Here is a 16,739-nt window from a genome sequence, read left to right on the forward strand (position 1 = left end):
CGTTGAACCCCCTTATGTATCCACGAGCACATCACCAATAAAGGATGGCAGATATGAAGATCAAGACTGGCGCACGCGTTTTCGCATTGTCCGCCCTCGCAGCAATGATGATTTCCGCACCGGCTCTCGCCAAAATTGAAGAAGGTAAGCTGGTTATCTGGATTAACGGCGACAAGGGCTATAACGGTCTGGCCGAAGTGGGCAAAAAATTCGAGAAAGACACCGGTATCAAAGTCACCGTAGAGCACCCGGACAAACTGGAAGAGAAGTTCCCGCAGGTTGCGGCCACGGGCGATGGTCCGGACATTATCTTTTGGGCGCATGACCGTTTCGGGGGCTACGCGCAGTCTGGCCTGCTGGCAGAAGTTACGCCAGACAAAGCCTTCCAGGACAAACTGTTCCCGTTCACCTGGGACGCCGTTCGCTATAACGGCAAGCTGATCGCTTACCCAATCGCGGTTGAAGCGCTGTCACTGATTTACAACAAAGACCTGGTGCCAAACCCGCCGAAAACCTGGGAAGAGATCCCTGCTCTGGATAAAGAGCTGAAGGCGAAAGGTAAATCCGCCCTGATGTTCAACCTGCAAGAGCCGTACTTCACCTGGCCGCTGATTGCTGCCGACGGCGGCTACGCGTTCAAGTTTGAAAACGGCAAATATGACGTGAAAGACGTGGGCGTGGACAGTGCGGGCGCGAAAAAAGGCCTGACCTTCCTGGTTGACCTGATTAAGAACAAACACATGAACGCGGATACCGACTACTCCATCGCGGAAGCGGCGTTCAACAAAGGCGAAACCGCGATGACCATCAACGGTCCGTGGGCCTGGACCAACATCGACAAGAGCAAAATCAACTACGGCGTGACCCTGCTGCCAACCTTCAACGGCAAACCGTCTAAACCGTTCGTTGGCGTGCTGAGCGCGGGTATCAACGCCGCCAGCCCGAACAAAGAGCTGGCGAAAGAGTTCCTCGAAAACTACCTGCTGACCGATCAGGGTTTGGATGAAGTGAACAAGGACAAACCGCTGGGCGCCGTTGCGCTGAAATCCTTCCAGGATCAGCTGGCGAAAGATCCACGTATTGCGGCCACCATGGATAACGCCCAGAAAGGCGAAATCATGCCGAATATCCCACAGATGGCTGCGTTCTGGTACGCCACCCGTACCGCCGTCATCAACGCTGCAAGCGGTCGCCAGACCGTTGATGCCGCGCTGAAAGATGCTCAGGGCCGTATTACTAAGTAAGTCTGAAAAACGGCGGGTGGCGCGTGCGCTTACCCGCCCTACGACTACGGCACGATCCGTAGGTCAGGTAAGCGCAGCGCCACCTGACGATAAGTTTCCACCGTTGTAGAGGAAGAACCCCATGGATGTCATTAAAAAGAAGCACTGGTGGCAAAGCGACGCACTGAAGTGGTCAGTGATAGGTCTGCTGTGTCTGCTGGTGGGTTACCTTGTTGTTTTAATGTACGTGCAAGGGGAATACCTGTTTGCCATCTTGACGCTGATTTTAAGCTCGGTTGGCCTGTATATTTTCGCCAACCGTAAAGCGTACGCCTGGCGCTATGTCTACCCGGGTGTTGCCGGGATGGGGCTGTTTGTCCTCTTTCCGCTGATCTGCACCATCGCGATTGCCTTTACCAACTACAGCAGCACCAACCAGCTCGCACAGGAGCGCGCCACCCAGGTGCTTCTGGACCGTTCTTATCAGGCGGGTAAAACCTTTAACTTCGGCCTGTATCCTGCGGGTGACGAGTGGAAGTTAGCGCTCACTGATGGTGAGAGCGGCAAAACTTATCTTTCCGACGCGTTCAAATTTGGCGGCGAGCAGAAGCTGGCCTTAAAAGAGGCTGCGGCCCTGCCGGAAGGTGAACGTGCCAACCTGCGTATCATTACCCAGAATCGCCAGGCGCTGACCCAGCTCACCGCCGTGCTGCCCGATGACAGCAAAGTGACCATGAGCTCGCTGCGCCAGTTCTCCGGCACGCAGCCGCTTTATTCGCTGGCGGATGACGGCACGCTGACCAACAACCAGAGCGGCGTGAAGTATCGCCCAAACAACGATATCGGTTTCTATCAGTCGGTGAATGCCGACGGCAGCTGGGGCGACGACAAACTCAGCCCGGGCTACACCGTCACCATCGGCTGGGACAACTTCACCCGCGTGTTTACCGACGAAGGCATCCAGAAACCGTTCTTCGCCATCTTCGTCTGGACGGTGGTCTTCTCGGTGCTGACCGTGATCCTGACCGTGGCCGTGGGCATGGTGCTGGCCTGCCTCGTGCAGTGGGAGTCCCTGAAAGGCAAAGCGATTTACCGCGTGCTGCTGATTCTGCCCTACGCCGTGCCGTCGTTTATCTCGATTCTGATTTTCAAAGGGCTGTTTAACCAGAGCTTCGGTGAAATCAACATGATGCTGAGCGCGCTGTTCGGCATCAAACCGGCCTGGTTCAGCGACCCAACCACCGCTCGCTCGATGATTATCATCGTGAACACCTGGCTCGGTTATCCGTACATGATGATCCTGTGCATGGGGCTGCTGAAGGCTATCCCGGACGATCTGTACGAAGCCTCGGCGATGGACGGCGCGGGTCCGTTCCAGAACTTCTTCAAAATTACCCTGCCGCTGCTCATTAAGCCGCTGACGCCGCTGATGATCGCCAGCTTCGCCTTTAACTTTAACAACTTCGTGCTGATTCAGCTGTTGACCAACGGTGGCCCAGACCGTCTCGGCACCACCACGCCAGCAGGCTATACCGACCTGCTCGTGAGCTACACCTACCGCATCGCCTTCGAGGGCGGCGGCGGTCAGGACTTCGGCCTGGCGGCGGCGATTGCCACCCTGATCTTCCTGCTGGTTGGCGCCCTGGCGATTGTGAACCTGAAAGCCACACGTATGAAATTTGACTAAGGAGGGCACTGAACATGGCAATGGTACAACCCAAATCTCAGAAACTGCGCCTCCTCGCGACGCACTTAGGCCTGCTGATTTTCATCGCGGCGATCATGTTCCCGCTGCTGATGGTTATCGCCATCTCCCTGCGTTCGGGGAACTTCGCCACCGGGAGCCTGATCCCGGACGAAATCTCCTGGGAGCACTGGAAGCTCGCGCTGGGCTTCAGCGTGGAGCACGCGGATGGCCGCGTCACGCCGCCGCCGTTCCCGGTGCTGCTGTGGCTGTGGAACTCGGTGAAGGTGGCGACCATCACCGCGATCGGCATCGTGACGCTCTCCACCACCTGTGCTTACGCCTTCGCCCGTATGCGTTTCCCGGGCAAAGCGACGCTGCTGAAAGGGATGCTGATTTTCCAGATGTTCCCGGCCGTGCTGTCACTGGTGGCGTTATATGCCCTGTTTGACCGTCTGGGCCAGTATGTGCCGTTCATCGGCCTGAACACCCACGGCGGCGTTATCTTCGCCTATCTTGGCGGCATCGCCCTGCATGTGTGGACCATCAAGGGCTATTTCGAAACCATCGACGGTTCGCTGGAAGAAGCGGCGGCGCTGGATGGGGCGACACCGTGGCAGGCGTTCCGTCTGGTACTGCTGCCGCTGTCGGTGCCGATTCTGGCGGTGGTGTTTATTCTGTCGTTTATCGCGGCGATCACCGAAGTCCCGGTCGCCTCACTGTTACTGCGTGATGTAAACAGCTACACCCTGGCCGTCGGTATGCAGCAGTATCTCAACCCGCAAAACTACCTGTGGGGCGACTTTGCCGCGGCGGCCGTCCTCTCTGCCATCCCGATTACCGTGGTGTTCCTGCTGGCCCAGCGCTGGCTGGTCAACGGCCTGACGGCGGGCGGTGTGAAAGGTTAAGTTTCATTTGTTATGCCACTGCAACCCTCAACTTTAGACGTATTGTATTGAACCAACTTGTGACTGTTGTTAGGCGCTCTTCGGAGCGCCCTTTTTTTATTCGCGTTTCAGCCGTTTCGAGTTGCACAGCCAGAGGGTGATCACCAGCAGCAGGATCGCCGCCGAATAGATCAGCACGTCGAGCGGGGATTTATGATCGACGATGATCAGCCGCACAATGGCGGTGATGCCAATGTAGACAAAATAGCGCAGCGGGAAGTGAAAGCCGGACTGAAAGTACTTCACAATCAGGGCGATAAATTCGAAGTAGAGAAAGTAGACCACCAGGCCTTCCACCAGCGCGTATTTGCTGGTTTGCTCAGGGGCGAACAGCACATCCGCCAGATGCACCGTCTCTTTACCCAGAAACACGACCAGGATCAGACCAAGGCTCAGCAGACCGAGGTTCAGCACGGTCTGGAGTATCGTTGAGATAAACTCAACGCGCGGACGAGTCAGGGATGTCATACAGCACCTCATTCTCCAGGGCGAGGTTCCTGTATAACGCAAAAATGTGACGGGGATCTATATTTTTTGTTTATGTTTTGTCCAGATGAACATTCTTGCCGGGCGGCACTGTGTTTGCCCGGCCTACAAAAACACTCTCGTAGGCCCGGTAAGCGCAGCGCCACCGGGCAAATAAGCATCAGCGGAAGTTAATGTTCTTATCGCTGGTCATATCATACAGCTGGAATTTACGTCCAAGCTGCTGGCCGCCGTCGCGCGTCAGCGGCGTCCAGCCCACTGCCGCACGGCTGCGGGTTGGGCCTGACGAGAACAGATCCAGCGGAATCGACACGTACACCCCTTTGGTGAAGTCCCCTTCCCCGTACTCGTCTGGCGAAACGTTGGTGATGGTGGCATAGCCGCCCACCACGACGCCGCTGTCGAAGTGTTTGGAGATATCCAGCGTGCCGCCCTTATCACCCGCCAGATACTGGCCGACGCTGGCTTTCACCAGCACGTCCTGCGCGAACGACGGCGTCCAGTAGGCGGTCAGGTGGCCAGTTTTGACGCTGTAGTCGGTGAACTTCATCATGTCCTGCGCGCTGCGCCAGTCACGCTGTTTCACGTAGTTGGCATCAATCCCAAACGCCCAGTTGCTGTCGACAGGACGATAAAGCACTTCTGCCCCGGCACCGCCGAACATGGTTTCCAGATAGCCACCGTAAACCTGGCCGTAGAAGCCGTTGCCGAAGTACTGGAAGTAGTTGGCCTGGAGGTTATTCACGTAGATATCGTTCTGCACATATTCGCGAACGCGGGTACGCACGCGCGGCAGTTTTGAATCGTTCGGCGGGTTGGTGTAGTTAAATTTGTCGTAGTTGTTGGCAATGTTGCCGAACAGGCTACCGGTGGTCAACAGGTGGTCGGTCACCCACAGATCCGCCGTCGCCATCGCGCCCAGCTGATACATGTAGAAGTTTTCCGGCCCACCCACGGACTGGTTCAGCACCGGATCGATATGGAAATCGAAGCGGGATTTATCGATATACCAGCCCTGCTCGGTGCTCTCTGGCACCACCGGCTCAACGCGTTTTTGCACCAGCTCGGTTTCATGTCCCAGCGGTTCGCCTTCAAGATGACGCTTAAGGCTGGCAACATCGGTTTCGGTTGTAACCTGCGGCAGGTTGAGACGGTTCTCCGTCACGCGGATCGTGCGGATCCCCTCCGGCAGATCGTTCATGACGATCCGGTTGGCGCGCTCGATCCCTTCGCGGGAGTCGCGGTATTTCACCTGCTCGCCGGTGACATACAGCGTATCGCCTTTGGTCTGGATCTTCGGATCCGCCAGGCCCGCGTTATATTTCAGCAGCGTCAGCTGGTTCGCTACCACGGAGTGCTGAAGGATCGCATCCTGCGGCTCCGGCTGATATTTTGGCCGCGGGTTGTCATTGTAGTGCGGCCGCATGTCGTTAAAGTTAGTGCGCAGGGTAAAGCCAAACATCAGGGTATTACCGCGCTCATAGCTGAGGTTAACGTCGGCCCAGTCGGTGACGCGGTAAATGGCGCCGACGTTAAACTTGCTCTTTTGCTCAATTTTCCCGGCGAAGTCCTGCGAGTAGTCGTTTCCTTCGTACTCCAGCTTCAGGCGTAATGGCTGCCAAGGTGTTTGATACTCCACGCCGCCAAACAGCGAGGCCGGGCCGTGGAACATCTGGTCGCCGTTGATGGAGCCTGCTTTCTGGTAGCTGTTATCGCGGTAGCAGTATTTATCGCTGTAGGTACAGAACGGATTTTTGACGTTGCCGCTGGTACCCAGATAGCCCCAGCCAAGACCGAGTGAGAAATCAAACGGTCCCCAGGCTTTGCTGGCCACGATGTATTCCGCGTCAAACAGGCCGGTCCCGCCGATATCCTTCGCGCCAACGGAGACCTGCGGCATCCAGTAGCTCTCTTCCCACAGGCGCAGCTTCACGTCGAAGGCTTTGTCTTTGTAGGTCTGATCGCCGGAGAAGGACTCAACGCTGCTGTACTGTTTTGTACGCACGTCGGTATAGCGCAGCGTGGTCTCCAGCCAGGGGAACAGCTGCACGGACGCAGAGTAGTAACGGTACTGATCGTTATCGCGATAGTTAAGGCTGATTTCCCCCTCGCGGGCCATACGCGCGGTCGGGGTTTGCAGTAAGCCCACGCCGCCAAAATCGGACTGCGACGGGCCAATGGGTGCCGGATACGTTTCTGCATGACAGGCGGCACTCACGCACAGTGCAAGCATGCTGTAGAGATAGGTTTTTTTCATTATTCCGGTATCCGCTGTATCAGGGAGCGAAGGATATCGGCATTAAGCCCGTCATACGCTTTCGTCCAGAAATGGTCGGCAAAACCGACAAAAATGATGCTGCCTGGCATAGGTTCGATATGGCGTTTATTCCAGTAAGCCACCGGCGCTTTCTGCGTATGCCCGTCCGGATAGACCACCCAGGCATAGCTGTTATCCGCTCCGCTGAGCAGACTTTGATCGTCGAGATAGCTCGCCACATCCCGGCCCGGCGTAAACGGCTTTTTGCCAGGGCTGCTGAGAAGCCCCATCACGGTGACGGTGGAGGGCTGAGCCGGAAGCCACAGGGTATAGTCCCCTTCCAGCGACGGATTGCCGTTTTCCGCAACGCGCACCTCATCCGGATCGAGATTCACCTTCTGGCGACCCGTCACCTTAACCGCCTGAAGCTGCTGACGCAGGCTAGTAATGGCCGCGGCATCGTCGGCATCTTCCTGTTGTGCCAGCCCGCTCAGTCGGGCGAGCAGCGCCTGATGTTTTTGTTCCGCGACGATCGTCGCCTTACGCTCGCTGATCACCGCCCCGGTCCACCAGCTTTTCGCCAGCCTCGGCTGCCCCACCAGATCGAGCAGATGCCCGGCATTGGTTAAGGTTTTAGGTTTTTCGCTGTCCGGGGTGTAGACCTGTACCGTTCCCGCAGACCACGCCAGCGACGAGGTCAGGCTGGCGAGAAGCGCAATGTGGATGAACATTTTCATGATTTCGCCGCCTTGATCAGGGTGGTCTTCACCGGGAAGAAACCGGCACCGAGATACTGTAAGGACTGGCGGATTTGCCCCTCTTCGTCCACCCAGAAGCGGTTATGCCAGGTGGCCTGATCGGTTGTCACCTCTTCATCCAGCACGCGCACCTGCGTTTCGTCGCTGCCCACTTTGACACTGTCCGTACCGTCCCAGCGGAAGGTGGAGCGGGCCGTGGCGTAGCGCACCTGTTTGTGCTCGGTCCAGCCCATCGTGCGCGTCCAGCTTGCGCCATCGACGATCTGATTCGGCTTGATGAGCGGATCTTCAGCAAGGTTGTTCACCTCAAGCAGGTTGTCGCCGCCGAGCAACGTTTTCACGATGCGGGAATGCTGCGTCACGATGGTGGCCTGATCCTGCGTCACCCATTTCTGCTGCCCGTTTTCATCGAAAGCGAGCACCACAAACAGTTGCGGACCATCGTTTAGCTGCATGTACTGGCTGGCATACGGCATGTTCTGAAGTTCGTCATCGGTCAGATGCACGCCCGGCGTGCCGAACATACTGTCCCACAGTGAGTGGCCCAGCCCTTTGGTGGTAGCTGAGCACGCCTGCAACAGCAGGCAAATCAGGATGATTGCAGGTCGCTTCACGACTCTTCTCCGAAGGGGCGAAATAACCACACCGAAGTGTGGTTATGATTAAAACACCCGGTATTACTGGGTGCTGGTCGTCGTAGTGGTCGTGGTTCCGGTATTGGAGCCATCACCGCCACCGGTTGCCGCCAGCGCGACACCCACGGCTGAACTTACGGCGCTGGTGCTGGCTGCGGTAGAACTCCCCGCAGACGCAGACGTCGCTGCCGACCCTGCTGCTTCCCCGACCTGGACCGGAGCTGCATAGACAGACGTCGCCGCAAGCGCAGATATGGCAAAAATGCCATACAGTACTTTCTTCATAACAATTTCCCTTCAATGAATGAATGGAGATTTGCCCGAAAAGAAATTCAGGCGGATTCGAGTATACACAACTAAAGCAGTGGGTTTACCGTGGGGGTAAATAGGGATGAGGTTTTCAGACTAATGGTTAAAAATGAAAAGAAAAAAGAATCAAGGAAATATATAATCATTATAAATCAGCAAGTTATAATATAATCATATTAAAGCATCACTCCGTATTTTCTTAAAATAAACCTCAGCAATTAACGGGATAACCGTCTTTTTCGGATTAAACTCAGATTCAGAATTTGAGATAACTAACAGACATCAAGAATTATCCGATAAAAAAATGCCGGCATATCGCCGGCATTGTTCATGACATATTTATTACGCACGCCAGGCTTTATAACGGTTAATCAGACCATTGGTGGAGCTGTCGTGGCTGTCGATCGCTTTATCGTCACCCAACTCTGGCAGAATGCGGTTTGCCAGCTGTTTGCCCAGCTCAACGCCCCACTGGTCAAAGGTGAAGATGTTCAGAATAGCGCCCTGAGTGAAGATTTTGTGCTCGTAGAGGGCAATCAACGCACCCAGGCTGAACGGCGTGATTTCGCGCAGCAGAATGGAGTTAGTTGGACGGTTGCCTTCGAACACTTTGAACGGCACAACGTGCTCCAGCGTAGCCGGATCTTTACCCTGATCACGGTACTCCTGCTCAACCACCTCGCGGGATTTACCGAACGCCAGCGCTTCGGTCTGGGCGAAGAAGTTAGACAGCAGCTTCGGATGGTGGTCGGACAGCGGGTTATGCGTAATCGCCGGGGCGATGAAATCGCACGGTACCATTTTGGTGCCCTGGTGGATCAGCTGGTAGAACGCGTGCTGGCCGTTGGTGCCCGGCTCGCCCCAGATGATTGGGCCAGTCTGGTAATCCACCGCGTTGCCGTTACGGTCAACGTACTTGCCGTTGGATTCCATGTTGCCCTGCTGGAAGTAGGCCGCAAAGCGGTGCATGTACTGGTCGTACGGCAGAATCGCTTCGGTTTCAGCGCCGAAGAAGTTGTTGTACCAGATCCCGATCAGCGCCAGCAGTACCGGCAGGTTTTTCTCAGGCGCGGTGGTGGAGAAGTGTTTGTCCATCGCGTGCGCACCGGAGAGCAGCTCAACGAAGTTGTCGAAGCCCACGGACAGGATGATGGACAGACCGATCGCAGACCACAGTGAGTAGCGGCCGCCCACCCAGTCCCAGAACTCAAACATGTTCGCGGTATCAATACCGAACTCACCCACCGCTTTACCGTTGGTGGACAGCGCCGCGAAGTGTTTCGCCACGTGCTTTTCGTCGCCCGCGGTTTTCAGGAACCAGTCACGCGCGCTGTGGGCGTTGGTCATGGTTTCCTGAGTGGTGAAGGTTTTAGACGCCACCAGGAACAGCGTGGTTTCCGGGTTCACCTTTTTCAGCACTTCAGCGATGTGGGTCCCATCGACGTTGGACACGAAGTGCATGTTGAGGTGGTTTTTGTACGGGCGTAGCGCCTCGGTCACCATGAACGGGCCGAGGTCAGAGCCGCCGATACCGATGTTTACGACGTCGGTGATCGCTTTGCCGGTGTAGCCTTTCCAGCTACCTGAGATGATCGCTTCAGAGAAGGTTTTCATCTTTTCCAGCACCGCGTTCACTTCCGGCATCACATCTTTGCCGTCTACGATAATTGGCGTATTGCTACGGTTACGCAGGGCGACGTGCAGCACGGCACGGTCTTCGGTGCGGTTGATTTTCTCACCAGAGAACATGGATTTAATGGCATCTGCCAGCTCAGTCTCTTTCGCCAGATCTTGCAGCTTCGCCAGCGTCTCTTCAGTGATACGGTTCTTGGAGAAATCCACCAGCATCAGGTCATCGAAGGTGGCGGAAAACTTGCTGAAACGATCGGCATCTTTCGCGAACAGATCCGCGATGGTGACGTCTTTCATTTCATCAAAATGTTTCTGTAGTGCCTGCCATGCAGCGGTCTGCGTTGGGTTGATGTTTTTCATAGCAATACTCTTCTGATTTGAGAATTGTGACTGCGGTCGATTGTAGCGCCTGCAAATAAAAATTGTGATGGTTTTTATGCCATTGCCCTGGTCTGCATCAAACGCAGGTGAAAAGACCCGAAAAGTATAGCTGCTGTCGCGCCCTTCCGGCGTGGCGAAATGTTGGTCAAAAAGGGGGAAAAAGGAGCATAAAATATGGGCCTGTTATAAGTCCTGTTTCTGAGGGGTACCCCCCCATGAAAAATCCGCATAATCCCAGCATTGACAGGACCTCCCCCGCATTTTATTTATAGGGCCGTATTTTGCGCCTGCACCTGTTCTCGCTTCATTCTTGTGCCAAGGTCGCTCTATTCATTCCCTGACACGAGGTTGTTATGACGAGTTTTGTGGTCGCCAAGTTTGGCGGCACCAGTGTGGCAGACTACGATGCCATGAACCGCAGCGCCGATGTGGTGCTGGCCGATCCGAATACCCGCCTGGTGGTGCTTTCCGCCTCAGCTGGCGTGACGAACCTGCTGGTTTCTCTGTCTGAAGGACTGGAAGCGACCGAGCGTTTCGTGAAGCTGGATGCACTGCGCAAAATTCAGTTCGACATTCTTGAGCGTCTGCAAAACCCGAACGTCATTCGTGAGGAAGTGGAACGCCTGCTGGAAAATATCACCACCCTGGCTGAAGCCGCGTCGCTGGCCACCTCCAGCGCACTGACCGATGAACTGGTCAGCCACGGCGAACTGATGTCCACCCTGCTGTTCGTTGAGATCATGCGCGAGCGCAATATTCAGGCGCAGTGGTTCGACGTGCGTAAAGTGATGCGCACCAGCGACCGCTTTGGCCGCGCCGAGCCGGACGTGGAAGTCCTGGCAGAGCTGACCAACCAGCAGCTTGCCCCGCGCCTGGATGAAGGCATAGTGATCACCCAGGGCTTTATCGGCAGCGAAGCCAAAGGGCGCACAACCACGCTGGGCCGTGGCGGCAGCGACTACACCGCCGCCCTGCTGGGCGAAGCCCTGCACGCCACCCGCGTGGATATCTGGACGGACGTGCCGGGTATCTACACCACCGACCCGCGGGTGGTCTCTGCGGCAAAACGTATTGACGTGATCGCCTTTGAAGAAGCGGCTGAAATGGCGACTTTCGGCGCGAAAGTGCTGCACCCAGCCACCCTGCTGCCCGCCGTGCGCAGCGACATTCCGGTCTTCGTTGGCTCCAGTAAAGATCCAAAGGCGGGCGGGACGCTGGTCTGCAAGAAAACCGAGAACCCGCCGCTGTTCCGCGCGCTGGCCCTGCGTCGTAAGCAGACGCTGGTTACCCTGCACAGCCATAATATGCTGCACTCCCGTGGATTCCTGGCGGAAGTGTTTGGCATCCTGGCGCGCCACAATATCTCCGTAGACCTGATCACCACGTCAGAAGTCAGCATAGCGCTGACGCTCGACACCACCGGCTCCACCTCTACCGGCGACACCCTGCTGACGCAGTCGCTGCTGATTGAGCTTTCCGAGTTGTGCCGCGTGGAGGTGGAAGAAGATCTGGCGCTGGTCGCCATCATCGGCAACAAGCTGTCGCGCGCGTGCGGCGTGGGCAAAGAGGTGTTCGGCGTACTCGACCCGTTCAACATCCGCATGATTTGCTACGGCGCGTCCAGCTACAACCTCTGCTTCCTGGTCCCTGCCGATCAGGCCGAGCAGGTCGTGCAGAAACTTCATCAGAATTTGTTTGAATAAAATTCGTTAGCACGTTAAACAATATCGATAAGCCGGGCACAGACCCGGCTTTTTTATAACAAAACAACACGACAATACTGCAAGGAATTCACTATGCTCTCCGCTATCACCCGGCTGTTCCCGTTATGGGCGCTGCTGCTCTCTGTACTCGCGTATTACACTCCCACCACGTTCACGGGCATTGGTCCGTGGGTCACTACGCTACTGATGCTGATTATGTTCGGCATGGGCGTGCATCTGAAAATTGATGATTTCAAACGCGTGCTGTCTCGCCCGGCGCCGGTTGCCGCAGGGATTTTCCTGCACTACCTGGTGATGCCGCTCGCGGCCTGGCTGCTGGCGATGGCCTTTAAGATGCCGCCCGACCTTTCCGCCGGAATGGTGCTGGTGGGGAGCGTCGCCAGCGGCACGGCATCTAACGTAATGATCTATCTGGCGAAAGGCGACGTGGCGCTCTCCGTCACTATCTCGTCCGTTTCCACGCTGGTGGGCGTGATTGCCACGCCGCTGTTAACCCGCCTGTACGTGGACGCGCATATCCAGGTGGACGTGATGGGCATGCTGCTCAGCATCCTGCAAATCGTGGTGATCCCAATTGCGCTGGGGCTGGTGATCCACCATCTCTTCCCGCGGGTGGTGAAAGCGGTTGAGCCGTATCTGCCCGCGTTTTCGATGGTCTGCATTCTGGCCATTATCAGCGCCGTGGTAGCCGGTTCCGCATCGCACATTGCTTCGGTGGGCTTTGTGGTGATCGTCGCGGTTGTGCTGCATAACACTATTGGTCTGCTGGGCGGTTACTGGGGCGGGAAGCTGTTTGGCTTTGACGAATCCACCTGCCGCACGCTGGCGATCGAAGTGGGGATGCAGAACTCCGGCCTGGCAGCGGCGCTGGGTAAAATTTACTTCTCACCGCTGGCAGCGCTGCCGGGGGCGCTGTTCTCCGTCTGGCACAACCTGTCCGGTTCGCTGTTAGCTGGCTACTGGTCCGGTAAGCCGATTGATGACCAACCGAAAAAAGATGCGGTGAAACAGGGTTAATTGACCCGGCTTGCTTTACACTGAAGCCTCCCCATCAGGAGGCTTCAGCAATGGCTACACCACGTTTGACCCAGAAAGACATGACCGAAGCCGAGCAGCGCGAACTGAAAACGCTTCTCGACCGCGCCCGCATCGCGCATGGCCGCACGCTGACGAACGCCGAAACCAATCAGGTTAAAAAAGAGTACATCGATAAACTGATGGCGCAACGTGATGCTGCGGCGAAAAAAGCCCGCAAGCTGAAAAAAGAGCAGGCTTATAAACCCGATGCAGAGGCGACCTTCTCCTGGTCCGCCAGCACATCAACCCGTGGAAGGCGCTAATCAGCGCCCTTTCTTTTTGCGCCCCGGCTGGGTAAAGCGTTTTCCGTTGCCCGGCTTGCCCCGCCCTTTCTCTTCCGCCTGCGGCGCCTTCACCACCGGACGCTTAATCGCCTGCGTTTTCGGTTTGGCTTTAGCTTTCGGCTTCGCTTCGGACGAGGAGTTCTCGATCAGTTTGAACAACTCGATCAGCTCGTCATCCGTTAAGTCACGCCACTCGCCCAGCGGGATCCCGGACAGGCTGACGTTCATGATGCGCGTGCGTTCCAGCTTCGTCACTTCATAACCGAAGTACTCGCACATACGGCGGATCTGGCGGTTCAGGCCCTGCACCAGCGTGATACGAAACGCGAACGGCGCCTCTTTTCGGACTTTACACTTCTTCGTCACGGTACCGAGGATCGGCACGCCTGCGCCCATCCCGCGGATAAACTCGTCCGTGACCGGCTTGTTCACCGTAACGATGTACTCTTTCTCGTGGTCGTTACCGGCACGCAGAATTTTGTTCACCAGATCGCCGTGATTAGTCAGGAAAATTAACCCCTGAGAGTCCTTATCCAGGCGACCAATCGGGAAAATACGGCTGCTGTGGTTCACGAAATCAACGATGTTGTCCCGCTCGCCATCTTCCGTGGTGCTGACAATCCCAACCGGTTTGTTCAACGCGATAAACACCAGGTCTTCGGCATCACGCGGTTCGATGACCTGACCATTCACTTTCACCACATCGCCAGGTACCACCTGATCGCCAATGGTGGCGCGTTTGCCGTTAAGAAACACGTTGCCCTGTTCAATGTAACGGTCAGCCTCGCGACGTGAGCAGATCCCGCTCTCGCTAATGTATTTGTTTAATCGGGTTGATTGAGTTGGCAGCATAGTTTCTCCTGTGAAGGGCGAAATATACCTTACCTTGCGCCTGACAAAAAAGACCTAGTAACCGCTGATCAGAAAATCGAGTGCATCCCGCAATGAAGCACTGCTGTTAGTAAGATCGGCAACGCGTTCACCTACCTCTTTTGAAGAGATGCCTGACAGCATATGCATCATGACAACGCAGGACTTACCCGCGATTTCAACGACAGGGCACACTTTCGCAGGCGGACGAATGCCGCCCAACTGGCTTAATTCAACGGCGGGAGCAACCAGTACATGTTTCATCACATTAGCAACAGGGTGCTGCATATTAATAAGCCATGGATATGCTTTTTTCCCATTACCTTCATTCACATAAGCAAAATATTGCTCCATCAGAATGACCTCTGAAAGTCACTAAAGGAGCCGTTTTCATCAACCCACTGGTTGATGGCCTCTATAGCCGCTTTATTTTCTGCTAACCACTCTGCGCGCTGATGCGCACGAAACTGCTCCTGTAGAGCGGCCGTGAGTACAGCAGAGAGATTGAGCTTAAGACGTCGCGCTTCTTCAAGAATTTCTGGTGCTAACGAAACATTGACTGATTTTTTAATGCCATTAGTAGTGCGCATGATAACCCCCACTGGAATGCGCATGAATTGGCGAAGTGTAGCGTAATAAACGAGCATTTTCTATTCCCTTAAAAATGTAAGGCCTTAAGAATGAATTGCTCTTTAGAAGGTGTCACGCCTCACAAAAGGGTTTTGCGAGGCGCTTTCAGAGATTAATACTCATCCCGCTCGTCGTCTTCATCCGGCTGCTCCATCACGCTGTACGCCACTGCACAGAACAACGAGTTCAGGCGCTTCATATCCCCCAGTAGCCCCAGGTGCAGGGAGCTGGTCTCGATACTCTGCACGTTCTGCTGGTGCAGACGCTCAACGTGGGCGTGCGAGTAGCGGCGATTAAGGATGCGGAAACGATGCTTGTTGCGGCGCAGGCGGCGCGCGCTCGGCACGTCGCTGGAGAAGAAGACCGACATCGCCAGCTTCAGGTTGCTGACCAGTTGTTCGTGCAGCGCTTCCAGCTCTTTCAGCCCTTCCACAGAAAACGCCCGACGTGCGGCCAGGGATTTGTCCGCGATTTCACTGCCCATACGCTCGACAATATCCGAAGCCTGCTCCAGGTTAAGCGACATCTCGATGATTTCCGCCCAGCGGCGCGACTCCTCTTCCGCCAGCTCGTCCTGGGGAATCCGCGCCAGATAGAGCTTGATGGCGGTATAGAGCACGTTGATATCGTCCGCCAGCCTGCGCAGCTCTTTTTCTTCGCGCGGCTCGCCGTGCATTACCTTTTGCAACCCTTCCAGCATGGTTTCCATCGCGTCGCCCATGCGCAGCGTTTCGCGGGCGGCATTGGCGATTGCCAGCGCAGGAGTATCCAGCACCGAGGTGTCCAGATGCTTCGGTTTAAGGCGCGCGTCCAGCTCCGGTTCATCACGAATAAGCCGCTCGCAGAAGCGGGCCATCGGCGCGGCAAACGGCACCATCGCCAGACAGCGCACCAGGTTGTAGAAGACGTGGAAGTAGATCACCAGCTCCGCTTTCGGCAGAGAGAGATTGTCCATCAGGTTCGCCAGCGGGTGCACAAACGGCAGAATGATCAGGCTGCCCACCAGCTTGAAGAGCAAACTCCCCAGCGCCACCCGGCGGGCGGCGGCATTAGCGGCGCTGTTGTTGAGCATCGCCAGCAGGCCAGAGCCGAGGTTGGCACCGATCACCAGGCACAGCGCCACCGGGAAGGAAATTACCCCTGCGGCGGTTAAGGTCGCCGTCAGCAGGACCGCTGCCAGGCTGGAGTAGCTGACGATGGCAAATACCGCGCCGATCAGCGCATCCAGCATAATGTCGCCGGTTAACGAGGCGAAGATGACCTGCACACCGTTGGCCTGGGTGATCGGCGTGACAGCCTGCACAATCAGCTCCAGCGCCAGCAGGATCAGCCCGAGGCCAATACCGACGCGGCCAAGCTGCCCGGCACGGCTTTGCTTACGGCCGAGGAAGAAAATGACGCCGATAAAAATCAGTAGCGGGGACAGCCAGGAGAGATCGAACGTCAGGATTCGCGCCATCAGCGCGGTACCGACGTCGGCGCCAAGGACAATCACCAGCGCCGGGGCGAGCGCCACCAGATCCTGCGCCACGAACGAGGTGACGAGCATGGTGGTGGCGTTGCTGCTTTGCACCAGCGCCGTGACGCCAATACCCGCGCAGAAGGCGAGCGGCTTCTTCTCAACGCTGCCGCTGAGAACGGTACGTAAACGTGCGCCAAACACGCGCATCACGCCGGTCCGAACGATATGAGTGCCCCATACCAGCAGTGCGACTGCGGAGAGCAGGTGTAACAACGTCAACACGGTAGGCATTCCTCCTTATCGTTATTCGTTTTCCTGAGGTTCAGTATAAGGGTTTAAACGTAAGAAAGAGACAGGGCACCATAGCGGTGCCCTGTTTG

The 16,739-nt window shown here is 56.2% G+C and carries 16 protein-coding genes; 6 read left to right on the forward strand and 10 right to left on the reverse strand.

Annotation, left to right across the window (positions count from 1 at the left end; all coding sequences use genetic code 11):
* Positions 1–53 precede the first annotated feature (53 nt).
* The 3 genes from malE to malG all read left to right on the forward strand — a co-directional run bounded on the left by malE (position 54) and on the right by malG (position 3,815).
* A complete protein-coding gene (gene malE / locus ACOTW6_RS17500; RefSeq protein WP_003860330.1) occupies positions 54–1,244 on the forward strand; it encodes a maltose/maltodextrin ABC transporter substrate-binding protein MalE in 1,191 nt (396 codons plus the stop codon).
* Positions 1,245–1,365: 121 nt separating this feature from the next.
* The gene (gene malF, locus ACOTW6_RS17505; RefSeq protein WP_213789372.1) at positions 1,366–2,910 is read left to right on the forward strand and encodes a maltose ABC transporter permease MalF; all 1,545 of its coding nucleotides are present in this window, start codon (positions 1,366–1,368) and stop codon (positions 2,908–2,910) included.
* Between the two features lie 14 nt (positions 2,911–2,924).
* Positions 2,925–3,815, forward strand: coding sequence for a maltose ABC transporter permease MalG (gene malG / locus ACOTW6_RS17510; protein ID WP_003860332.1), 891 nt, complete (start codon positions 2,925–2,927; stop codon positions 3,813–3,815).
* Positions 3,816–3,911: 96 nt separating this feature from the next.
* On the opposite strand, the gene psiE is transcribed toward malG, so the two are convergent.
* The 6 genes from psiE to pgi form a co-directional block, all read right to left on the reverse strand.
* Complete coding sequence (gene psiE, locus ACOTW6_RS17515; protein WP_000202963.1) at positions 3,912–4,322, reverse strand: phosphate-starvation-inducible protein PsiE; 411 nt, start codon at positions 4,320–4,322, stop codon at positions 3,912–3,914.
* A gap of 178 nt (positions 4,323–4,500) precedes the next feature.
* Positions 4,501–6,597 (reverse strand): YjbH domain-containing protein, encoded by a 2,097-nt coding sequence (locus ACOTW6_RS17520; protein ID WP_047052057.1) that lies wholly within the window; start codon positions 6,595–6,597, stop codon positions 4,501–4,503.
* Positions 6,597–7,334, reverse strand: coding sequence for a capsule biosynthesis GfcC D2 domain-containing protein (locus ACOTW6_RS17525; protein WP_213789371.1), 738 nt, complete (start codon positions 7,332–7,334; stop codon positions 6,597–6,599). The genes ACOTW6_RS17520 and ACOTW6_RS17525 overlap by 1 nt, the downstream gene beginning before the upstream one ends.
* On the reverse strand, positions 7,331–7,969 hold the full coding sequence (locus ACOTW6_RS17530; protein WP_003860339.1) for a YjbF family lipoprotein: 639 nt from the start codon (positions 7,967–7,969) through the stop codon (positions 7,331–7,333). The genes ACOTW6_RS17525 and ACOTW6_RS17530 overlap by 4 nt, the downstream gene beginning before the upstream one ends.
* 63 nt (positions 7,970–8,032) lie before the next feature.
* On the reverse strand, positions 8,033–8,275 hold the full coding sequence (gene yjbE / locus ACOTW6_RS17535) for an exopolysaccharide production protein YjbE (protein WP_003860341.1): 243 nt from the start codon (positions 8,273–8,275) through the stop codon (positions 8,033–8,035).
* 366 nt (positions 8,276–8,641) lie between these two features.
* Positions 8,642–10,291 (reverse strand): glucose-6-phosphate isomerase, encoded by a 1,650-nt coding sequence (pgi, locus tag ACOTW6_RS17540; RefSeq protein WP_003860343.1) that lies wholly within the window; start codon positions 10,289–10,291, stop codon positions 8,642–8,644.
* Positions 10,292–10,665: 374 nt separating this feature from the next.
* Between pgi and lysC the strand changes: the two genes are divergently transcribed.
* The 3 genes from lysC (at position 10,666) to ACOTW6_RS17555 (ending at position 13,376) form a co-directional block, all read left to right on the forward strand.
* The gene (gene lysC / locus ACOTW6_RS17545; RefSeq protein WP_045344657.1) at positions 10,666–12,015 is read left to right on the forward strand and encodes a lysine-sensitive aspartokinase 3; all 1,350 of its coding nucleotides are present in this window, start codon (positions 10,666–10,668) and stop codon (positions 12,013–12,015) included.
* Positions 12,016–12,108: 93 nt separating this feature from the next.
* Positions 12,109–13,053, forward strand: coding sequence for a ketopantoate/pantoate/pantothenate transporter PanS (gene panS / locus ACOTW6_RS17550; protein ID WP_023295757.1), 945 nt, complete (start codon positions 12,109–12,111; stop codon positions 13,051–13,053).
* A gap of 50 nt (positions 13,054–13,103) precedes the next feature.
* Entirely contained in the window at positions 13,104–13,376 is a 273-nt protein-coding gene (locus tag ACOTW6_RS17555; RefSeq protein WP_017382612.1) for a DUF3811 domain-containing protein, read from the forward strand.
* Here the strand turns inward: ACOTW6_RS17555 and rluF are convergent, their stop codons facing one another.
* From rluF to ACOTW6_RS17575, 4 genes are all read right to left on the reverse strand, one after another.
* Positions 13,377–14,249 carry a 23S rRNA pseudouridine(2604) synthase RluF gene (gene rluF, locus ACOTW6_RS17560; protein ID WP_003860347.1) on the reverse strand — a complete coding sequence of 291 codons (873 nt, stop codon included), beginning with the start codon at positions 14,247–14,249 and terminating at the stop codon, positions 13,377–13,379.
* A 54-nt stretch (positions 14,250–14,303) separates the two neighbouring features.
* Positions 14,304–14,621 carry a CcdB family protein gene (locus tag ACOTW6_RS17565; RefSeq protein WP_213789370.1) on the reverse strand — a complete coding sequence of 106 codons (318 nt, stop codon included), beginning with the start codon at positions 14,619–14,621 and terminating at the stop codon, positions 14,304–14,306.
* A complete protein-coding gene (locus ACOTW6_RS17570; protein WP_213789369.1) occupies positions 14,621–14,914 on the reverse strand; it encodes a type II toxin-antitoxin system CcdA family antitoxin in 294 nt (97 codons plus the stop codon). Before ACOTW6_RS17570 ends, ACOTW6_RS17565 begins: the two co-directional genes overlap by 1 nt.
* Positions 14,915–15,009: 95 nt before the next feature.
* A complete protein-coding gene (locus ACOTW6_RS17575; protein WP_003860350.1) occupies positions 15,010–16,641 on the reverse strand; it encodes a Na/Pi cotransporter family protein in 1,632 nt (543 codons plus the stop codon).
* Positions 16,642–16,739: the final 98 nt, after the last annotated feature.

Origin of the sequence: Enterobacter cloacae complex sp. IR5403 (assembly GCF_049238705.1) — a bacterium.
GTDB classification, from domain to species: domain Bacteria; phylum Pseudomonadota; class Gammaproteobacteria; order Enterobacterales; family Enterobacteriaceae; genus Enterobacter; species Enterobacter hormaechei_C.